Annotated in this window: 22 protein-coding genes; 10 read left to right on the forward strand and 12 right to left on the reverse strand. The window is 36.2% G+C overall.

Annotation, left to right across the window (positions count from 1 at the left end):
• Positions 1 to 9: 9 nt before the first annotated feature.
• Positions 10 to 738 (reverse strand): MBL fold metallo-hydrolase, encoded by a 729-nt coding sequence (locus ACNQFZ_RS05960; RefSeq protein ID WP_458414409.1) that lies wholly within the window; start codon positions 736 to 738, stop codon positions 10 to 12.
• Between the two features lie 146 nt (positions 739 to 884).
• On the opposite strand from ACNQFZ_RS05960, the gene yhfH reads away from it, so the two are divergent.
• Positions 885 to 1,016, forward strand: a complete 132-nt coding sequence (yhfH, locus tag ACNQFZ_RS05965; RefSeq protein WP_458414410.1) for a protein YhfH — start codon at positions 885 to 887, stop codon at positions 1,014 to 1,016.
• Positions 1,017 to 1,198: 182 nt separating this feature from the next.
• On the opposite strand, the gene hemY is transcribed toward yhfH, so the two are convergent.
• The 7 genes from hemY to ACNQFZ_RS06000 form a co-directional block, all read right to left on the reverse strand.
• Positions 1,199 to 2,620: a protoporphyrinogen oxidase gene (gene hemY / locus ACNQFZ_RS05970; protein ID WP_458414411.1), complete on the reverse strand. Its 1,422-nt coding sequence runs from the start codon at positions 2,618 to 2,620 to the stop codon at positions 1,199 to 1,201.
• Positions 2,617 to 3,564 carry a ferrochelatase gene (gene hemH / locus ACNQFZ_RS05975; protein ID WP_458414412.1) on the reverse strand — a complete coding sequence of 316 codons (948 nt, stop codon included), beginning with the start codon at positions 3,562 to 3,564 and terminating at the stop codon, positions 2,617 to 2,619. The genes hemY and hemH overlap by 4 nt, the downstream gene beginning before the upstream one ends.
• A 56-nt stretch (positions 3,565 to 3,620) precedes the next feature.
• Positions 3,621 to 4,670 (reverse strand): uroporphyrinogen decarboxylase, encoded by a 1,050-nt coding sequence (gene hemE / locus ACNQFZ_RS05980; protein WP_458414413.1) that lies wholly within the window; start codon positions 4,668 to 4,670, stop codon positions 3,621 to 3,623.
• Positions 4,671 to 4,816: 146 nt separating this feature from the next.
• A complete protein-coding gene (locus ACNQFZ_RS05985; protein ID WP_458414414.1) occupies positions 4,817 to 6,361 on the reverse strand; it encodes an ATP-binding protein in 1,545 nt (514 codons plus the stop codon).
• 154 nt (positions 6,362 to 6,515) lie between these two features.
• A complete protein-coding gene (locus tag ACNQFZ_RS05990) occupies positions 6,516 to 7,184 on the reverse strand; it encodes a site-2 protease family protein (protein ID WP_458414415.1) in 669 nt (222 codons plus the stop codon).
• A 163-nt stretch (positions 7,185 to 7,347) separates the two neighbouring features.
• Positions 7,348 to 8,577: an ABC transporter permease gene (locus ACNQFZ_RS05995; protein WP_458414416.1), complete on the reverse strand. Its 1,230-nt coding sequence runs from the start codon at positions 8,575 to 8,577 to the stop codon at positions 7,348 to 7,350.
• Entirely contained in the window at positions 8,574 to 9,311 is a 738-nt protein-coding gene (locus ACNQFZ_RS06000) for an ABC transporter ATP-binding protein (protein ID WP_458414417.1), read from the reverse strand. The genes ACNQFZ_RS05995 and ACNQFZ_RS06000 overlap by 4 nt, the downstream gene beginning before the upstream one ends.
• A gap of 579 nt (positions 9,312 to 9,890) precedes the next feature.
• Between ACNQFZ_RS06000 and ACNQFZ_RS06005 the strand changes: the two genes are divergently transcribed.
• The 5 genes from ACNQFZ_RS06005 to ACNQFZ_RS06025 all read left to right on the forward strand — a co-directional run bounded on the left by ACNQFZ_RS06005 (position 9,891) and on the right by ACNQFZ_RS06025 (position 13,480).
• On the forward strand, positions 9,891 to 10,313 hold the full coding sequence (locus ACNQFZ_RS06005) for an HIT family protein (RefSeq protein ID WP_458414418.1): 423 nt from the start codon (positions 9,891 to 9,893) through the stop codon (positions 10,311 to 10,313).
• Between the two features lie 135 nt (positions 10,314 to 10,448).
• Positions 10,449 to 11,531: a 3-phosphoserine/phosphohydroxythreonine transaminase gene (gene serC / locus ACNQFZ_RS06010; protein ID WP_458414419.1), complete on the forward strand. Its 1,083-nt coding sequence runs from the start codon at positions 10,449 to 10,451 to the stop codon at positions 11,529 to 11,531.
• Positions 11,532 to 11,644: 113 nt separating this feature from the next.
• On the forward strand, positions 11,645 to 12,187 hold the full coding sequence (locus tag ACNQFZ_RS06015; protein ID WP_458414420.1) for a tryptophan transporter: 543 nt from the start codon (positions 11,645 to 11,647) through the stop codon (positions 12,185 to 12,187).
• Between the two features lie 121 nt (positions 12,188 to 12,308).
• Positions 12,309 to 12,668 carry a YtxH domain-containing protein gene (locus ACNQFZ_RS06020; RefSeq protein WP_458414421.1) on the forward strand — a complete coding sequence of 120 codons (360 nt, stop codon included), beginning with the start codon at positions 12,309 to 12,311 and terminating at the stop codon, positions 12,666 to 12,668.
• A gap of 206 nt (positions 12,669 to 12,874) precedes the next feature.
• Positions 12,875 to 13,480 (forward strand): HTH-type transcriptional regulator Hpr, encoded by a 606-nt coding sequence (locus ACNQFZ_RS06025; protein WP_458414422.1) that lies wholly within the window; start codon positions 12,875 to 12,877, stop codon positions 13,478 to 13,480.
• Here the strand turns inward: ACNQFZ_RS06025 and ACNQFZ_RS06030 are convergent.
• The gene (locus ACNQFZ_RS06030) at positions 13,470 to 13,931 is read right to left on the reverse strand and encodes a DUF1878 family protein (protein WP_458414423.1); all 462 of its coding nucleotides are present in this window, start codon (positions 13,929 to 13,931) and stop codon (positions 13,470 to 13,472) included. The two genes, ACNQFZ_RS06025 and ACNQFZ_RS06030, sit on opposite strands and share 11 nt — an antisense overlap.
• A gap of 25 nt (positions 13,932 to 13,956) precedes the next feature.
• On the opposite strand from ACNQFZ_RS06030, the gene ACNQFZ_RS06035 reads away from it, so the two are divergent.
• Both ACNQFZ_RS06035 and ACNQFZ_RS06040 read left to right on the forward strand, forming a co-directional pair.
• On the forward strand, positions 13,957 to 14,544 hold the full coding sequence (locus ACNQFZ_RS06035; RefSeq protein WP_458414424.1) for a DUF3267 domain-containing protein: 588 nt from the start codon (positions 13,957 to 13,959) through the stop codon (positions 14,542 to 14,544).
• A gap of 161 nt (positions 14,545 to 14,705) precedes the next feature.
• On the forward strand, positions 14,706 to 14,888 hold the full coding sequence (locus tag ACNQFZ_RS06040) for a hypothetical protein (protein ID WP_458414425.1): 183 nt from the start codon (positions 14,706 to 14,708) through the stop codon (positions 14,886 to 14,888).
• Positions 14,889 to 14,943: 55 nt separating this feature from the next.
• Here the strand turns inward: ACNQFZ_RS06040 and ACNQFZ_RS06045 are convergent, their stop codons facing one another.
• On the reverse strand, positions 14,944 to 15,033 hold the full coding sequence (locus ACNQFZ_RS06045) for a YjcZ family sporulation protein (protein WP_458415325.1): 90 nt from the start codon (positions 15,031 to 15,033) through the stop codon (positions 14,944 to 14,946).
• A gap of 149 nt (positions 15,034 to 15,182) precedes the next feature.
• Between ACNQFZ_RS06045 and ACNQFZ_RS06050 the strand changes: the two genes are divergently transcribed.
• The gene (locus ACNQFZ_RS06050) at positions 15,183 to 16,085 is read left to right on the forward strand and encodes a peptidylprolyl isomerase (protein ID WP_458414426.1); all 903 of its coding nucleotides are present in this window, start codon (positions 15,183 to 15,185) and stop codon (positions 16,083 to 16,085) included.
• Between the two features lie 42 nt (positions 16,086 to 16,127).
• On the opposite strand, the gene ACNQFZ_RS06055 is transcribed toward ACNQFZ_RS06050, so the two are convergent.
• Complete coding sequence (locus ACNQFZ_RS06055; RefSeq protein ID WP_458414427.1) at positions 16,128 to 16,319, reverse strand: sporulation YhaL family protein; 192 nt, start codon at positions 16,317 to 16,319, stop codon at positions 16,128 to 16,130.
• A gap of 150 nt (positions 16,320 to 16,469) precedes the next feature.
• Between ACNQFZ_RS06055 and ACNQFZ_RS06060 the strand changes: the two genes are divergently transcribed.
• On the forward strand, positions 16,470 to 17,708 hold the full coding sequence (locus tag ACNQFZ_RS06060; RefSeq protein ID WP_458414428.1) for a hydrolase: 1,239 nt from the start codon (positions 16,470 to 16,472) through the stop codon (positions 17,706 to 17,708).
• A 22-nt stretch (positions 17,709 to 17,730) separates the two neighbouring features.
• Here ACNQFZ_RS06060 and ACNQFZ_RS06065 read toward each other — a convergent pair whose 3' ends face one another.
• Positions 17,731 to 20,445, reverse strand: coding sequence for an AAA family ATPase (locus ACNQFZ_RS06065; RefSeq protein ID WP_458414429.1), 2,715 nt, complete (start codon positions 20,443 to 20,445; stop codon positions 17,731 to 17,733).
• Positions 20,446 to 20,451 lie beyond the last annotated feature (6 nt).

Here is a 20,451-nt window from a genome sequence, read left to right on the forward strand (position 1 = left end):
TCAATGAAGTTAAAATGTCCAACCCTCTTTAGCCAATTCGACCGGACCGTCATACGTCTCTTTAGCCTGTGAAACTAAATCTTGATGGTCTCCATAATGCGGAAGATGTGTAAGCAGCAGTTTTTTTACATGAGCATCCTTTGCTATCTTTCCGGCTTCAGTGCTTGTCATATGACCAGAAACAGAACCATCTTTACCACTATATAAATTACATTCACATATTAATAAATCAGCATCGTGTGAAAAATCAATAAATTCCTCTAAATAGCTGGAATCAGCTGTGTAGACAATCGTTTTCTCACCATTCGTAATCCGCATTGCGTAACAAATCACCGGATGCTTTGTTTTCATAAATGTAATAGTAAAAGGTCCAAGCTTTAATTCTTGCTCAGGGTTATAAGCATAGCCTTTCGTATGCGGTAGCTTGGTTAAACGCGCAAAGCCTTCCTGATCAGCAGCATGCCCATAGATTGGTAATGCCTTATCCCCCTTTCCCAGCATCGTATGAATCATTCTCGCATATTGAAGCGGCCCAATGTCTGCAACATGATCATGGTGGTAATGAGATAGAATGACAGCATCCAACTCCATAACCTGTACGTATTGCTGCACTTTTGACAAGACAGCACTACCACAGTCAATTAATAAATTAAAATCATTGTCTTGAAAAAGATATCCAGAAGAAGCACCATTTGCTTGCGGAAAACCGCCCCAAAATCCTACAACCGTTGCCTTCATAAAGAAATACACTCCCTTTCTACCCCATATTATCAAAACAGGTTTATAAATGAAAATTTATTATAATTGTTTTAAAACAGTTATTGACTTTAGGTAACTGTTATAATACAATTAACTCAACGTCAAAGAAACGGGAGGGATTGCAAATGGTACAGAGTCCAACAGAGTTTTTCAAAACATTGCCACCAAAGCAATGCTGTGATTGTGGTACTGTCATTGATGAACAGGCAGAATCTTACATGAATCAATGCGATCACTGTCTTCGCGACGTTGAGTAATTATTTTTTTTAGCATTTGAGGTAAATACCTGAATGTTATACACTTCTACCCCATTGACAGCTATATAGCTGTCGTTTTTTTTTGGAAAATCCCCATCATTCCGCATGCGGAATTAATATTCTATCTTGCCCAAGAAAAAAAGAGCCCTATCATGAGCTCTTTGCTTACTATCTATATTATTCTATTTCAAATACTCTAAAACATGTTTTACTGCTTCTTCGCCTTGGTCGATACAATCCGGTACTCCTAATCCTGCATAGGAAGCCCCTGCTAGAAATACACCTGGCAGTTCTTTGCGCATTTTTCCGGTAATTTCAATCATTCGCTGTTTATGGCCGACTGTATATTGCGGCATCGCATGGTGCCATCTTGTAATCACCGCTAATTCCGGTTCCGATTGAATATCCATCGTTTTATTTAATTCCTTAAGAATGGTCTCAATAATCTCTTCATCGGATTGGCTGACAATCTCTTCATCACCTGGTCTACCAACATAACAACGCAACAGTGCTTTTCCCTTCGGAGCGGAGTGCAGCCACTTTTTATGTGTCCAAGTAACAGCGGTCATTGAATAGCCGCTGTCACGGGAAATGATAAACCCTGTCCCGTCAATATCATTTTTCACTGCCGATTCGGGAAATGCCAATGCCACATTGGCAACTGATGTGGATGGCACAGATTTGAACGACTCAAAAAAAGAATAACTTGGAAAAATACGGGCCGTTTGTTGATGTGGCACACATACGATTACACTGTCAGCCATAATTTCTTCCCCAGTTGACAGCTGAAGCAGATAGTGATGATCTTCCCGTTCCACTTTTTCAACAGATACCCCTTTTGTGACTGAGCCGGGATTTAGTTTCGCTTCAATCGCATGTACCAACGATTCAAGACCACCCTTTAATGACAAAAACATTCCACCGCTTTTTTTATTTGTTTGGGCCGGTACTGGCGCGGCTTTCGGTTTTGGTGTTCCTTTTTTCATCCCTAAGATTAGACTGCGATATTTTTGCTCTACTTCATAAAATTGTGGGAATGTAGCCATTAGACTCATTTGATCGATATCACCGGCATAAATGCCTGAAAGAAGCGGTTCAATTAAATGGTCAACAACTTCATTACCAAATCTTCTTCTAAAAAAATAACCCAATGATTGGTCACCTTTGATATTTGAAGGTGGTAAAATAAAATCACCGCCTGCCCGTAGCTTGCCAAGTGGGCTAAACATCCCCGATTTTACAAAAGGGGCTATTTTCGTTGGAATTCCCATAATCGCTCCGCCTGGCATTGAATGAAGCTTATCTTTAATTAAAATATAGGATTTCCCCGTTCCATTGTTGACTAATTGATCCCTTAACCCTGCCTCTTCTGCAAGTCGCGAAGCACTTGTTTTCCTCGCTAAGAAAGAATCTGGGCCCTTTTCAATAACATAGCCATTATTTGTATATGTTTGAATCTTCCCGCCTAACCGTTCTGTAGACTCCATTAGTATTGTTTCAATCGGTAACTGTTTGTCCCTTGCTTCTTTTTGCAAATAGTAAGCAGCGGTTATTCCGGCTATTCCTCCACCAATAACGACAACTTTTTTGGGTTCTATGTTCACAACGATTCGCCTACTTCTTTCAGTTTTTTTGTCACTACATTGCACAAAGCCTTAATGAACTTGGGATTAGCATTTGGCATTTCCGGACGGTAGTAGTTGGCACCCAACTGATCAGTAATACGCTTGCATTCAAAATCATTATCATATAGTACTTCCAAATGGTCCGAAACGAAACCAACTGGTGCAAAAACAAAAGAGGTATAGCCCTTCTTCTCAAATAGAGCTTTTGTTAAATCCTGAACATCGGGACCAAGCCATGGCTCCGGCGTATTCCCGGCACTTTGCCATCCTATTTCATAATTACGCACTCCAGCTTTTTCAGCAATTAATTTGGCTGTTTCTGAAAGCTGATCTGGATAGGGGTCGCCAGTTGCCAAGATTTTTTCAGGTAAACTGTGGGCTGAGATTATCAAAACGGCTTTCTTCTTTTCTTCATCAGACATTCCAGTAAAAATAGCCTTAATATTTTCAGACCAAAACTCTAGGAAAAGTGGTTCCATATACCATGATTCAATAAAGTGCAGCTTTAATCCCCCATGTCGCTCCGCTTCTTCCTGGGCACGGCCATTATAAGACTTTACACTAAATGTTGAAAAGTGCGGTGCTAATACAATCCCAATCGCTTCTTCAATTCCATCGTTTTTCATTGCCTGAATGGTATCTTCTACAAATGGTTCAATATGCTTTAAACCTAAATACATTTTAAAGTCAATATCTTGATGGGTCTCATTTAATAAAGCTTCAAGTGCCTCTGCTTGTTTTATGGTAATTTTCGCAAGTGGGGAAATGCCGCCGATGGCATTATATCTGTCTTGTAAATCCTTTAGCATTTCCGGAGACGGCTTTCTTCCGCGACGGATATGGGTGTAATATCGTTCAATATCTTCTTCTTTGTAGGGAGTGCCATAAGCCATTACAAGCAGCCCCATTTTCTTTTTAGTCATTCCCTCACCTCTAGATAGAATTGAAAGTCGTGCGAAAAAATCGCACGACTCTTTTCTTATTTACTAAGCTTTTCTTTTGAATAATCATGGATAAATGTTGTTAGTTTCTGTAATGTTTCTACTTTAACGTCAGGGAAAACACCATGACCAAGATTAAAAATATAGCCTGGTTGCGCCATTCCTTGGTCAAGAATCTCTTTTGCTTTTTCTTCAATGACATTCCATGGTGCAAGTAGAATAGCTGGGTCTAAGTTCCCTTGTAATGTTTTAGTAATTCCCATTTGTCTAGCTTCTGAAATTGGTAATCTCCAATCTAAACCAACGACATCAAGCGGTAGATCATTCCATTCCTGCACAAGATGGCTTGCGCCTACACCAAACATAATAAGCGGTACATTTTTCTCACGAAGTTCTGAAAAAATGCGAGTCATGATTGGCTTAATAAACATGCGGTAATCCGCAACATTTAACGCACCTACCCAAGAATCAAAAATCTGTATTGCCTTAGCTCCAGCATCGATTTGCGACTTTACATATGTAATCACCATCGTACCGAGTTTGTCCATTAGCTTAAACCAAGCATCCGGCTGTGCATACATAAATGCTTTCGTTTTATTATAATTTTTTGAAGGGCCGCCTTCAATCATATAGCTGGCAAGTGTAAAAGGAGCACCGGCAAATCCGATTAATGGTACATTTAGCTGCTCATTTACAAGCAATTTAATTGTATCCAGTACATATGGAACATCCGCTTCGGGGTTAATTTCACCTAGTTTTTCAACATCTTCGATGCTACGAATAGGGTTTGCAATAACAGGACCAATGCCGCCTTTTATCTCCACATCAACGCCAAGCGCTGGAAGTGGCGTCATAATATCTTTATAAAGAATCGCTGCATCTACATTTAATTGATCAACCGGCAGCTTCGTCACATAGGCACAAAGCTCAGGTTGATGGGTAATTTCAAATAAGGAGTACTTCTCCTTTAAAGCGCGGTATTCTGGTTGTGAACGACCTGCCTGGCGCATATACCAGCACGGAACATAATCCGTTTTTTCGCCTCTTGCCGCTTTCAATAATGTATCATTAATAGCGCGATTGCTCATTAAATACTTCCTCACCTTTCTACACATTTTTATATTTTTTATGTATATTTTTTGTCACCAACTACAACTATAAGCTAACTTACTGTTTTATGTAATATGTAATAGCAATCTGTCATAAAAATTCCTAAAACTTTTTAGAAGCTAGCTCATACACATTCCTTGATTGGGAGCTGTATTTTTATTTTTGTTCCAACATTAATTTCACTTTCAATATCCACTTTTCCATTGTGGCTTTCGATTATTTTATGGCTAACCATCATCCCGAGCCCCGTGCCATTTTCCTTTGTTGTATAAAACGGCGTACCAACTTTCGCAAGCGTTTCTTTAGACATTCCACACCCTTTATCCGCAATCTCAATCATAACCTTGTTATTAGTACTCCGGCAAACATTAATCATTATTTCTCCACCGTTTGGCATTGCTTCGATACTGTTTTTAATCATATTTATAAATACCTGTTTTAATTGATTAGGATTACAGCTGATAGGTGGTATATTTTCTGAAGTGATCACATTCAAATTCACTTGATGCTTTTCCGCTTCAGCTTTTAAGAGGAGGACAACTTCTTTTAACAGGGATTGTATTTTCTTTTCAACAAATTCAAAAGTTTGCTGCTTACCCAATACTAGGAATTCGTTCGTAATCGTTAAAATTCTATTTAGCTCTGATTGCATAATTTCATGATAAAATTGATTGGAATTCCCTTCATCCTTCTGCTTCATTAATTGTACAAAACCAGATAATACGGTAACAGGATTTTTAATTTCATGGGCGACACCTGCAGCCAACTGTCCGACAACCGATAACATTTCCGTCCTTCTTAAGGCTTCCTCTGTCATTTTAAGCTTTGTTATATCTTTTCCTATACATATATAGTTTGTAATTTTATTAAATCTATTTTTAATCGGTGTAATTGTAACGATTACATTACAATGTTTATCATCTTTACAACTAATGACTGTTTCAATTGTTTTACTGCATTTCGTTTTTTTCATTTCTTTAACATTCTTGATAAATTGATCCAGATATTGTTTCTCGATTATAGTAACTTTTTTGTTTTTTATCTCAATAGCATTATATCCAGTCAGCTTTTCAAATGATTCATTAACATTCAATATAGCTCCATTTAGGGCACATATTACAATAGCATCGCTTGTATTATTAAAATAGGAATATAGAAATTCATTTTTTGACCATAATTCATTTTCAAAAAATCGTCCTGAAAAAAGTAAAATAATTGTTATAAATAAATTAAAACCTATAATATAAACAACTGAATCTGTAGTAAGCCCTGTAAAGATTATTTCTTTATATTTAAAGAAATAATAAATTGTTAACAAATTGGCAATGCATGAACTGACGATGACTGGCTTTGCTTTTTGGTAGATTGATGATAATAACAATGACGTCCAAAAAAATATATAATTAATGATTAAAGGTTCGGATTCAATTAAGAAAACGAACGGTGTATAGACAGAAACAATTATAATATACATAGTTTTCCTTATCCAAACTTTAAAATAGACGAGGAGTGAAATGATTAAAATAATCGTTGCTGTTACAGGAACAATCACTAATAATATTAATCGGTCGATTACTAGATTAATGGCTACATCCAATCCAAAACAGACAGCTATAATCTTTAGCAATAAAATATTTCGCCTATGTATGACTTCTAAGTTTCTATCCAATAGATTCCACCTCCGCCTCTACCACTTTTTCTTTCTTTTTCTACTAAATAATACAATTTTCGACATTCTGCTATAGTACAGATTATACCATATGTACAAAAAAAAGCACCCTCAATTCCAATGAAACCGAGAATGCAAGGTAAATAAAAATTTTCTAATAAAATAAATTTCTGAAGATGCTATCTATTGATGTAAAAACCAGCGGAATTACCTTATCAAAAAGCGGTATAATCGTGTATTGATCAAGAGGTGTAATAATAAGGATTAAAAAAATTAAAATTCCATAATTTTCGTATTGTGTCAGCTTTGCTCGAACATTAGGCGACGAAAGATCTTCTAGTACTCTATAACCATCCAACGGTGGAAAAGGCAGCAAGTTGAAGATACATAACATTATATTTATTACAAAAAATAAGTTAAAGAATTGATAGATTGTTTTCGTTACATTATCTGGTAGGCCTTCAAAAACTCCACAGAGAATTAAACTATACAACAGCAAAAAACCGATTAAGATGAGCATTAGGTTGCTGAGTGGCCCGGCGAGTGACACTAGCACCCCAGCTAGTCTAGGCCTTTTAAAATAATAGCGGTTCACTGGAACAGGCCTAGCCCAACCAACCCCTGCAATAAAGATCATGATTGTTCCAAATATATCTAAATGTGCTAGTGGAGATAATGTCAACCTCCCTTGATTTTTGGCAGTTGGGTCCCCGAAACGATAAGCAACATAGGCATGAGCAAACTCATGTACAGAAAATGCTATTGCAAGTACGAGCAGCAATAAAGGGATTTGTTCCACTGGAAAAGCTAAAAAACGTTCCATTTATAACATCCATTCTATAAAAGAATTTTAATTTTAACAGTATTCCATAAGTCGACTATTGTGACGGGGTTTGATTGGACAACATCACTATTTTCATGCGTTGTCCAATCACCTAAAGGAACAATAGTCGGCTTATGGAATTTACTGATGGAATTTAGATTAATTAATTGAACGAAGCTTCTTGTTTCAGCAATTTCTTTTTTACATAGATAAAGGTAAAAAAGTATGTAAAAACAAAGCTTGCCCCAAGTGCAATAAATCCAAGTATGATGTCACCTGTCAGAAAAATCACAAGTGAAAGCATTGCACATTTTACAATAAGTAAAGAAAACAACATTTGTAAATAATTGGACCGCCGAATTTCAGTTGAGATAGGGTAAAGATCAGTCCAAATTTTTAACGAATGGTGCCTATATAACGGCAACAATTGAAAACCCGAAAGGTAAACAAAAAACAGTAATACAAGCAATTTGCTATACCCCAAAGGCAGAAAGTAGAGAAGAATGCCGCCAATGATCAGTAAGCGCAAATAAAGACCAAAATAATCACTTGACCGCGAAAATGTTCGGTAATAAAGAAAAGAGAAAGTAGACCGTTGTTCAAACGGTAGGCGACTAGTCAGAAAGTTTAACCAACTTCTCCTTCTTACACGTTCTTTTACTTTCGGAACATCTGTAAACATATTCGCAATTCGATAAAATGTCATCATTCGATGGGCTTCCATCTCAATCAACTGCTCCCATTTAATCCCCTTACCCTTAGCTGTTCGGGTGTAATAGACAAACAGCATGAAAACCAGCATACCAATTCCGAATGGATAGACCCAACTAACATCTGATGCAAGAAAATAAACAAACATAACATTCAACATAAACCGCACGAATAAGTCCGTGCGAAGAGTCGACCTCTCCGGTGAATATTGAATAGTCCACCTCATCAAAATGTTGATGCCTTTTACTAGTAACAATATGACGGTTATTATTAATAATTTTTGGACTGAAGTATTTGGCTGATGCAAATACAAAGGTCCAAGTGCTGCAATTACAAAAATAAGCACATAACATTGAATCATGTAAGAATAAGCAATCGACTTTTTAAAATATGGCTTTAATTCCGTCTCTACAGGCAATAAAAAAACTAAATCAGCTTCTTTCAAAAACGTTTGAATCGGACTTTGTGTTAGGAAAAAGGCAATTAAAAGCGCAACAATCATTGCAGCAGGAAAATCTTCCGGTAGGGTCTTCAGCCATCCCTGATAATAATAGGCGCCGCCGCCTACCGCAAAAAGTAATACAAATTTAAAATGATCATTAAATATTAATCGTAAATAACGTCTCGTATCCTTCACGTATATTTGAAGTCTTTGTTTCCAAAGTCTATTTGCATCAATCATGAATCTTCCCTCGTTAATTGTAAATAAAGGTCATCTAATGAAGCGTCTTTCCGATTGAATTGTTCACGAAGTTCATTCATCGTTCCCTGTGCTCTTACCTTACCGTCATGCAGAATGACAAAACGGTCACAATACTTTTCGGCCGTCGACAAGATATGTGTTGACATTAAAATGCCCGCTCCTTTTTCCTTCGATTTTTCCATCATGTCAAGGAAGGATTGAATACCGACCGGATCCAGACCTACAAATGGTTCATCGACAATGTAAAGACTTGGGTGAATAAGAAAGGCACACATAATCATCACCTTCTGGCGCATCCCTTTCGAAAAATGAACAGGGAACCATTTTAATCGTTTCTCCATACGAAACTCTTTTAACAACGGCTCAAGTCTTTCTTCAAACTCCTGCTTTCCAAGTCCATATGCCATCGCCGTTAGCTCCAAGTGTTCATACAATGTTAACTCATCATATAAAATCGGCGTCTCTGGAATATATGTAAATTGCTTACGATAGCCATCAGGTTTTTCTTTAAAGGTAGATCCATTAATCGAAACAGATCCACTTTTTGGATCCATAAGACCAATGATATGCTTGATTGTTGTACTTTTACCTGCCCCATTAAGCCCAATAAGGGCGACAATTTCACCTTGTTTTACATCAAATGTTACATCATGAATGACAGGCTTCTTCGTATAGCCGCCAGTTAAATCACGAACCTCAAGTAATTTTGACATTGACCTTATCCTTTCTTTAAACAATAGTCTTTATAATTTTAGCAAATTTTTCTTGGACAAGACACTTTTTACCCTTCGACAACTTTTTTTAAATTTTTTTTGTGTGGAATGTATATCGTTCTTTTTTTGTGGTTATCATAATTAGCGAAGAGGGGAGTTAATCAAGTTAGTAGCAGTTATCCGATATTGTGGGAGATGGTGGCGATGAACAATCTAATGATTTAGTAACGTCATTTAAATCCGAAATGAGGTGTCTGCGAAAGACAACTTATTAGCTTTAGACGCTGAAAAAACTTAAATCCATTTGAAAATGAGGTGTCTACGATCGGCATTTTACTGATTTAGAGACTAATCCTACAAAAATGGGGTGTCTGTGATCGGCATTTACTGATTTAGATACAATTATTTAGAAAATGGGGTGTCTGTGAAAGACAAACTATAGTTTTAGACGCAAAATAAGCAAACTCTAAATCCTCTTCAAGACAGGGTGTTCAACGGACACCCTGTTCTTTTTTTGTGAACAAAACTTTTGTATAATGGGAATTAGAAAAATATTCAAAACGAAAGGTTGGTCCTTCGATGTCGGATTGTATTTTTTGTAAAATTGTGGGTGGGGAGATTCCATCTTATAAAGTATATGAGGATGAAAATGTGTTAGCATTCCTTGACATATCACAATTAACGAAAGGTCATACATTACTTATTCCTAAAAAACATAATAAAAATTTATTTGATTTATCAGAACTAACAGCACAGCAATTGTTTTCTGTCGTACCGAAGATTACCAATGCATTAAAAAATCAATTAAATATTGAGGATCTAAACCTTGTATGTAATTCTGGAGAAAAAGCGGGCCAGGAAGTATTACACTTACACCTTCATCTTATTCCACGCTACGGAAAAGGAGATGGCTATGGTACGGTGTTGAAATCACATGCGAGCGAATTCACAAACGATGAATTACAAACCTTAGCAGCGAAAATTTCTAGTGATATTGAGTAATATTGTTCGATTATTACACCGATTAAACATAAAAATCGGCTAAAATTTTAAAAAAATACTCCATAACACGAAAAAACATGGTAGGATAGAATTATTAAAAAACAATGAAAATTTAATTTCAAGGAGGATTTTACATTGAAACGCGCTTATAATTTTAACGCTGGCCCATCTGCATTACCTTTGGAGGTTCTTCAAAAGGCACAAGCTGAACTAGTTGACTTCAAAGGAACTGGAATGTCTGTTATGGAGCTAAGCCACCGCAGTAAAGAATATGATGCAGTTCACGTTGAAGCTCAAAATTCATTAAGAGAACTATTGAACATCCCGGAAAACTATGATGTGCTCTTTTTACAAGGTGGGGCTAGCTTACAATTTTCTATGATTCCAATGAACTTTTTAGGTGAAGGTCAAATAGGGAACTATGTCCTAACTGGTTCATGGTCAGATAAGGCTTTAAAAGAAGCTAAAAAAGTAGGACAAACTCATATTGCTGCATCTACAAAAGAATCTAAATATCGCTCAATCCCAAGCTTTGACGAGATTAATCTAAGTGAGAACCCTGCTTATTTGCACATTACATCAAATAATACAATTTACGGTACACAGTGGGCAAACTTCCCAACTCTTACCAATGTGGATTTAATTGCTGATATGTCAAGTGATATCCTAAGCCGTCAGTTTGATGTTGAGAAATTTTCTTTAATCTATGCTGGTGCTCAAAAAAATCTTGGTCCTTCAGGTGTCACAGTTGTCATTTTGAAGAAGGATTTACTATCACGCATTCCTGAAAACTTGGCTACTATGCTTGATTATCGTACACATGCAGATAGCAATTCACTTTACAACACACCGCCAACATTCGGTATTTACATGCTTTCACTTGTATTAAATTGGGCAAAAGAACAAGGCGGCGTAAGTAAAATTCAACAACTTAACGAGCTAAAAGCTTCAGTACTTTATAACACTATTGATGAAAGTAACGGTTTCTATTCAGCCCATGCCCTACCTGGCAGCCGTTCAAATATGAATGTTACATTCACATTGCCAAATGATGAGCTCTCTAAAGAGTTTTTAGCCGGTGCGAAAGAAGCAGGCTTTGTTGGTCTAAACGGACATCGTTCAATCGGTGGCTGCCGAGCATCAATCTATAATGCAGTGCCAATTGAAGCTTGTGAAGCTTTACGTGATTACATGCTATCATTTAAAGCTAACCATTAATTAGGACTTTAAATAAGTTAAAAGCTTTGATAAAATAATATATAACTTTTGCAATAGGTCATGAGGGCACTATTGAAAAGAATACGTGTAGACTAGTTGAGGAGAGATGAGTTATGAATACAAAGGTACTTGTGTCATTAGCAATGTTAGTAGGGATTGGAGCTGTTTTACACGCCGTTGTTCCACCAATCTTTTTCGGTATGAAACCTGATATGCTATTAACGATGATGTTTTTGGGAATTGTTTTATTTCCTGAAAAGAAAAATGTTTTCATTTTAGCGATCGCTACAGGTATTGTTTCAGCGTTAACAACAGGTTTCCCAGGCGGTCAAGTTGCCAATATGATTGATAAACCAATTACATCATTTCTATTTTTCGGACTTTTCCTTTTGATAAGAAAGTTCAATCAATCTATTGTATCTATTGCCGTATTAACTGCGATTGGCACAATGATTAGCGGTACAGTCTTTTTAGGCTCAGCCTTGATTCTTTTTGGATTACCTGGTGGTGCATCATTTATGGCATTATTTACAACAGTCGTACTGCCTGCTACTGCCGTTAATACATTTGCGATGATTATTATCTATCCAATTGTTTCTTCAATCCTAAAAAGATCTAAGATTGCTGTTCCACAAAATAACAGTATCGAAGGTTAAAAATAATCGGGTCTTGTATCCATTACATGGATACAAGACATTTTTTTTATACAGAACACCCCTTTTCCAGAAAAGTTTTTTTACTTATAATATAAAATAATAATTTTCGGAGGAGCTGGTAATGATGACAAAAGGAAAATCATTATTCTTTGGTATACTTATAGGTGGTTTAGCTGGTTCAGTTGCTGCCCTTCTTGCTGCACCTAAGAGCGGCCAGGATTTAAAATCTGCAATAGGTGCAAACAGTAAAAAAGTGAAGGAAACGCTGAATAATATTAAAGCAGAATCAACTCAACTAAAGAATCAAATTGTACAAGCTTCCAAAGAAAGTGCAATCATTTTAAAAGACCTCTCGGAGGACGTAAAAACTTCCGTTACTACTTGGAAAAAAGATATTGAACCAAATAAAACAAATCTTATTAATGAATTAAAAAGCATCGAAGAATCTATTCAAAAACTCGAAAAAATGTCAAAGGAATAATAATGTACTACATTAAATAAAATAGCTTCGAGACAGGGGCTAAAACCCTTGTCTTTTTTCATTTAAATGGAAAAAGTTCATAAAAGTTTAACCAATTTTCAGAATTTAGGCAAAAAATCCTCTTTATCTTTTTTTCAATTATTGGCATAATAGAATAATAATATTAGATTTCTAGAATAATCATTTTGGGAAAGTAGGTGATAATAATGAATCGCGAAGACAATCAATATCCTATGGGAGAAGCCATTTTATTCAGTCAAAAAATTGCCCAGCTGAGTAAAGCATTATGGAAGTCAATAGAAAAGGATTGGCAGCAATGGATCAAACCTTTTGACTTAAATATTAATGAACATCATATCCTCTGGATTGCGTATCATTTAAAAGGAGCGTCAATTTCGGAAATTGCTAAATTCGGCGTTATGCACGTCTCTACAGCCTTCAATTTTTCTAAGAAATTAGAAGAAAGAGGATTGTTGAAATTTTCGAAAAAAGAGGATGACAAGCGAAATACGTATGTGGAATTAACAGAAGAAGGCGAACAAATCTTACTAAAGTCGATGGAAAGCTATGATCCTTCTGGTTACGATGCTTATAGAGCAGCGTTGCCCCTTCGTGAACTTTACGGCAAATTTCCTGAAATGGTTGAATTTATGTGTATTGTTCGTAATATCTATGGTGATGATTTCATGCAAATTTTTGAGAGATCATTTGATAACCTTAAACAAGAGTTTGTGGAAGAAAACGGTCGTCTCATAAAGAATGAGGCTGCAAAAGAAGGCCAGGAATATAATAAAGAAACGGTCAACTCATAATATTATTCTGAACAATAGTTGAGGCTTTTTTTAAGGCCTCCATCAAAGGAACATACATCTTCTGATTAAGGAAGGCATTCATCGTCTCATAAGGATCTAACTTTTTGTTAAGTAAACCAACAAATTTCATGAGGAGTGGTGTGAAGTAAACAAAACCCTCCTCTTTTTGTTGTTCATATTGAATGGTTAATTCATTGCACAAAGAAAAAAGCTCTTCCACTTCATCCTCGGACAAATCGTTTTTTATAATTAACTTATAGGCAGGAAAACTATGAGTCTGCATCATCTCCAGAATCAACCTCTGATGATATTCTATTTTTTTTAATCTTTTCTCAAGTTCTCCCATTTCTTCACTCTTCCTCCACACATAAAATCCAACTTTTTTTACGAAGTAGTATTGATTTTTATAGCAATCCATAATACAGTATATTGAGTAACTTTCAGGGTACAAAATCCCTTTCCCGAGGTGTTATTCAGTGAATTGTTGGAAAACAATTAATCTATCTCGCGATTTAGGAAATCAGCGTCTTAAGGTTGTTTCCCTTCTCGTCATGATCACAGCTTTTATCATCATATACGTTCCTTTAAGTATTATAAATCAAGACGTTCATTTAAACGATGATTACTTACATTTATTTTTAATTTGTTTATTTTTGTTAATTCCTATACATCTCGTTTGTCATGCAATTCCTGTTTGGTTGACAGGGCAAAGAATAAAAGTAAAAGTTTCTTTAAAATCTAGAGTTTTACCCATTCTAGGGATTGAATATAACCATTCTTTGTCTAGGAATATAAAAATTGCTTCCTTCTTGGCTCCAACCCTAATGATGACTTGCCCTTTATTATATTACAGTGTTGCTTGTCCACAATATATGCATTACTTTTCAATTATAGCTGCAGTAAATATAGGTCTTTCAGTGACTGACATGATTTATTTTGCAATCCTTATCAAGGCACCTAGAAAGTGTATCATTGAGCACACTAAGCACTCATTCGATATTTTAATTCATATGAAACATCAAGTTAACGACTATCTCAAAATGTCTGACATCGACACAAAATAAGCAATTAGGTTGTGTACCATGCTTCGGATAAATTTGGCGATAGTCTCTTTTTCATTATAATCTATCTTTTTAGAGTATTTTTTGGTATTGTTATTTACATGCAGGATGTTTACATTCTTTTAAACTATTCTATCTTTTGAAAAGGAGGAATCTCAGGTAATATGGTATACCCTTTTATTACATTTGCGGTTTTCTTTCTATATTTAATTAATTCAATGTCAAACCAAATTTGTCAACGAAAAGAGATTCCTGAAGAACGTCAACCACAATTCTTTCGTACAGTAAACGTATTAATTACGATTCTACTTATTTCAACTTATATTGAAATCCTTTATGTCTATTAATAAAGAGGCTGATCAGTATTATGTCAGCCTCTTTATTACGTTTTATCTGAGTTTCCTAATACCAGTAAGCTGCACCAACAATGATTAATAATATAAATAAAATCACTATTAATGTATACCCACCACAAAAAGCTCCTTGTTCTATCACGAAGACCACCTCCCCAGTAGGCTTTATCCTATATTATGCGAATGTCACATAAACGAATGGGCCACTGTCCTTATTTGTTTTTATATAAATGGAAAATGTGATATAGTAATTCATGTCTTACATTTCAATACATAGGAGTGGCAAATATGAAAAAGTGGATTCTTTCAGCAACAGCCGCAGCAACAATCTTTAGTTTGGCGGCATGTAGTGGAAATGGTTCAAATGACTCAAATGTAATCGCTGAAACAAAGGCAGGGAATATTACACAAAGTGATTTGTATCAGGGGTTAAAGGACCAATATGGTCAAAATGTATTATATCAATTAGTGCTGGAAAAAGTGCTTGGCGAGAAGTATCCTGTAACGGATAAAGAAGTAGATGCCGAACTAAAAAAATTGAAAGACCAATATGGCGATCAATTTCAAATGTTTCTCGCACAAAACGGTGCCCAAGATGAAACTGCCTTTAAAGATACGCTTCGTCTACAACTAATTCAGGATAAAGCACTAGCAAAATATATCGACATTCCTGAAGCTGATATGAAAAAGAAGTATGCTGAAATGAAACCAGAAATTAAAGCAAGCCATATTTTAATTAAAGATGAAAAAACGGCAAAAGAAGTGTTACAAAAGGTTAAAAGCGGTGAGGATTTCGCTAAACTCGCAAAAGAATATTCTGAGGATCCAGGGTCTGCTGCAAAAGGCGGCGATTTAGGCTATTTCAGTACAGGAGTTATGACGAAACCATTCGAGGACGCAGCCTACGCCCTTAAGGTTGGCGAAGTAAGCGGTCTTGTAAAATCTGAATTTGGATACCACATTATTAAATTAACTGACAAAAAAGAATTAAAACCATATGATGAAATGAAAGATGAGATTCGAAAAGAGTTAGTTCAACAAAAAGCTCAAGAAGACCCTACAATTGTCCAGTCAAAAATTAAAGATGAGTTAAAAGGCGCTGGCGTTAAAGTAAAAGATGAGGATTTAAAGGGTACTTTTGATTTTATCAACGACAATTCTGCCAATACTGGCACCACTGGTAACAAATAATATTACTTGGCCTTCATAGTTCATATGAAGGCCTTTTTAAAACTAATTTTGCGGCTGCTCATCTTCTTTTCTGCGTGCTTTTTCCTCTTCCATTCTTTGTATAAAAATCTCGCCTTCTTTTTCGATAAACTCCATATCAACATCTTGCTCTTCTTTTGCTGTTTTAACCATCATATATGCACTAAAGATAATCCCTGCTAACACAAGATAAATCCACCATGGCAATGTCAACAATTATATCCACTCCCTATTCTCAAGTCCGTTTCTTACTAGACAAGCTTTATTAAAAAAATATGATGGAAAGAGGAAATTATGCTAAAAACTTCTACGATAATTCTAGTTGAGTTATAATACGGGTAACGATTCAAACTCCGGAGGAAAAAAATGGAACATGTTAAAAGTTATTTTTATGATTTTATTCCAGTTAAAATAAATATAGCCGAGGAAGAACGAGCGGCAATTCTAAGTAAGTATCCACCCCCTGTCTGGGTAGAGGGGAATAATAACTTTAATATTGATGCTGAAGTAAAAGGAAACGATGTTAATGTACAGCTGCTTTTAACTGAGTATACGGTTGAAAAAACAAAAACAGATAAACAATATTTAAAATTTAGATTCAGCAATAATATAAGCGCAATCAATGCAAAAATGTGGGACAATGACGGTGCTCTTGAGCGCTACACACCAATGCTTGATGAATATACCTTATTTCAAGTAAGTGGAAAAATTGAGGATTATAGAGGCCACAAGTCCATTCAAATTCACAAAATGCAACCTTGTACAGATCATATTGATCCATTTTCTTTAATTGCCTGTACAAAACAAAATATTGCAGCTTTAACTGTTGAGTTGTTTAGCTACATCAACGAACTTGACTCTCCATATAAGGAAATAGCAATTGCGGCAATGGACCGCTTCTGGGATCAATTTAGAATTAGACCTGCTGCCAAAGGCCACCACCATAATTATTTAGGCGGCCTCCTAAAGCATACCGTTGGGCTCATGCGGATTGCCCGCTATATCGTTACATTTGAGGATAGCCCGTTTCAGGCGATATTCAAGCTTATTCATCGAATCGAAAAAGCACTTAAAGATGAATTATGGGCTGATTTTCAATCTGACAGCCCAGGTACGAATTTTAAGGCCTTTACTTGGAAGGACACGATTGATCATCTTTATTCGATGTTTTATGGGATGGCAAAACATAAAGGAGAGACGCCAAATTATGACCTATTAATGGTCAGCATTCTTTTCCATGATATCGGTAAACTGTTAGAGTATCATCATGCTGGAAAAACTTTTGAGGACTTTAAATTTTTGTTTCCAACGGCCGACCATTCTTCCCTTGATAATAGAAAAGCGACTGGAATCACAATGGATGAGCTTGGTGTAATGGTTGGGCATATTCCTTACGGTGTCCTATTACTCTCAAAAATCATTGAAACAGAGAATATTAGGATTTCTTTAGAGGATATTCATAATATGCACCACTGCATTCTGTGCCATCATGGTTTACCGGAATGGGGAGCGTGTGTACGTAATCCACAAACAATTGAGGGCTATCTCATTCATTTTGTTGATTTTCTCGACAGCCGCTATGAGAATACAGAGGATGTAAAATAGGAAGCAGCGTATGCTGCTTCCTTTATAAATTGATGATCTCGGCTTCGTCAAAAAGTTCCGTAAGATGCTGATGACACGTAAAAAAGAGAACTTGGTGTTCCTTCCCTATTTCTTGAATAAGCTTAAGCGCCCGTTTCGTTCTTTCCAAATCAAAATTAACAAAACTATCATCTATTATAATCGGTAATGGGGTAATAGAATGAAAATTTCTTGCCAGGCTTAAGCGAAGGGATAAATAAAGCTGCTCTGTTGTAGCCTGGCTTAATTCATTTGGTGCAAACCTTAGTCCATCCTGACGCTCTACGATAAATCCACTGTCTTCCGTTGGTGCAAAGATGGACGGATATTTTCCAAATGTTAAAAATGAAAAATAGTCTTGTGCGCTTTGTATTACATGGGGTAATCGCACTTTACGATAATATCCTTTTGTTCGATCAATCAGGTCCTTTGCAACTTTATATACAGCCCATTCGCCCGCTTCTCGTTGAAATTCATCCTTCAATGCTTCATACCGATGTACAAGTTCTGAATAGGTTGTTCCCTCTTCCAAACTTTTAATCTCAACAGTCAGATCAGCAAGTCTGATTTGCAATTGTTTCATCACTTTGCTGCTTTCAGCTAACTCTTGATTTATTCGGCCTACCTCTTGTTCATAATGTATGTTTTCTGCTTCCATTTCAATAATATAATGTTCTTCGCCGGCCTTTAAGACTGACTGAAGATAGCTATCAAGCGATTGAAGCTTCGCCTTTATGGCTTTATATTCATCATTGGCAATGCCTTTTTTTCTAAAGGCATCTTCATCATCGACACCAGCGCTAGAAAAAAGATTTTTAATTTCTGCTTCATGTTCAATAATTTGCTGTTCAACCAACGTCTTTTCATCATAGTATTCTTTAAGCTTTTCTAAAAGCTTTTGAGCCCTAAGCTGTTTTTCCTTCTCACCTTCTACAACATTAATCATTTGATTTAACACCACTAGTGAAGGCTCTATCCCCATGTTAAATACATGAATTATTTTCTCAACATCAGCGGTGAACATTGCTAATTCATTTTCAATCCGGTCTAGTTCTGTTAACAAGTGCTTTTTTGTACGAATCCGTTTTTTAAGTTCTTCAATCCATTCAAAGGCATCGGTTAACAATGTTACTGGCATACCTTCAGGCAGCTTATATCTTGTACAAAAAATAGAAAGGCTTTGCTCAACTTTACGGTATTCCTGTTCCCAACTTTCATATTGCTTTACTACATCTTCAAAATGCCTTTCTTTCTGATTTAAGATGATCCCGTTTTTAGCAAATTGCTCGCTTTTAACATTTCCAGCTGTGAACTTATGTAAAAACATGCCGATTAAGAGAACAGCCATTATGATGAGTGGGTATGCACTTTCACTTATGAACCACAGCGTGACACCAAATGCGGTAATCGCAATGGAAAGAAGAATCATTGATAACGGGAAGTCCTTTTTTTGTTTTTGCTTCCGTGTAGATTGTAGACTTACCTCAGTCAACTCAAGGTCAGCCTTTGCTTTATTAAATTGATCATCCAAGAACTTTTGCTGATCCTTTAAGCGACCCTCTTGTGTTGTTAAGTTTTTTAGCTGTTCTTTTACGGCAAGGCTTGTATCTATTCTATTTAACAAGTCCTCACTATAGGCTTTACCCAGCTTTTCAAAGAGAGTACTGATTTCTTCCTGTTCATACCTTAAGGATAAATTTATTTTTTCCTTTTCTATTGCCAGCATTTCATATACTTTTTGCCTCTCTTTAAGCGACCGTACTTTTGCTTCTTGAGCAATATACTTTTCTTCGAAAAAGCAGGCATCTATTTCTTTTTGTAGGTCGTCTATTTTACGAAGAAGAGAGCTTTCCAACCCTTTTAATGGCCGAACTTCTGTCTGCAGTTGCCCGAGGCGTTCAAGACCATTTACGGGGAATGGCTCAAAATCATAAATCCCGCTTAGTTGAATTTGCCATTTTTTGCGTTCAGTGATATGAGGCTCTAACATTAGCTTTTTTTCATATTCCTTATTCAAAGTTTGGAGATTTGCTATTGTTGCCTCCTTTTCAAGCAAACTCATTTTTAATTGCTCTTGTTCCTCGACATACTTGTTATAAACATTTATTTTATCTTCCCATTTCTTTAACTCATTTCGAAGGTACTCTAATTCCATTAACTTTTCATTAAGTACCGGCTTTCGTCCCGAAGGTTTATAGAGCTCATCTAATTTTTTCGTTATTTTTTTCTCAAGTTCAAACAGTGCCTGTCCGCCTGTCGCCCCTGCCGTAAATAAATAATGGCTAAGTTCTGTCGAGCTTATATTTTCAATTGCTTGCAGCCCTTTAAAACCAAATGAAAAAATGGACTGATAAAGCGCGCGGTCAAGCCCTTTAAATAAAGTCCGTAGCTCCTCCTCACCACAAACGGTGCCATCCTCGCGAAATATAACAAGCTCACCTGTCGATCGCCCTTTAACCCGCTCAATCATGATTATCTTTTCTTCAGTTTCAATCGTTACTTTGCCGCCATATTTTGCACCAGTTTTTGGCTCATAACGGTTTTCAGTTTGATTTCTTGTTGGAAAACCAAAAAGAATCATATGGATAAAAGCCATGATCGTAGATTTTCCCGCTTCATTCCGCCCATAAAACAGATGAACAGAATTTCCGGTTTTTAGTTCAATAAGCTTGTCTTCAAATTGGCCAAAGCCGTAAATATGGACTGATGTTATTTTCACGCCTTT

The organism is Schinkia acidoalkalinis, from assembly GCF_054301215.1.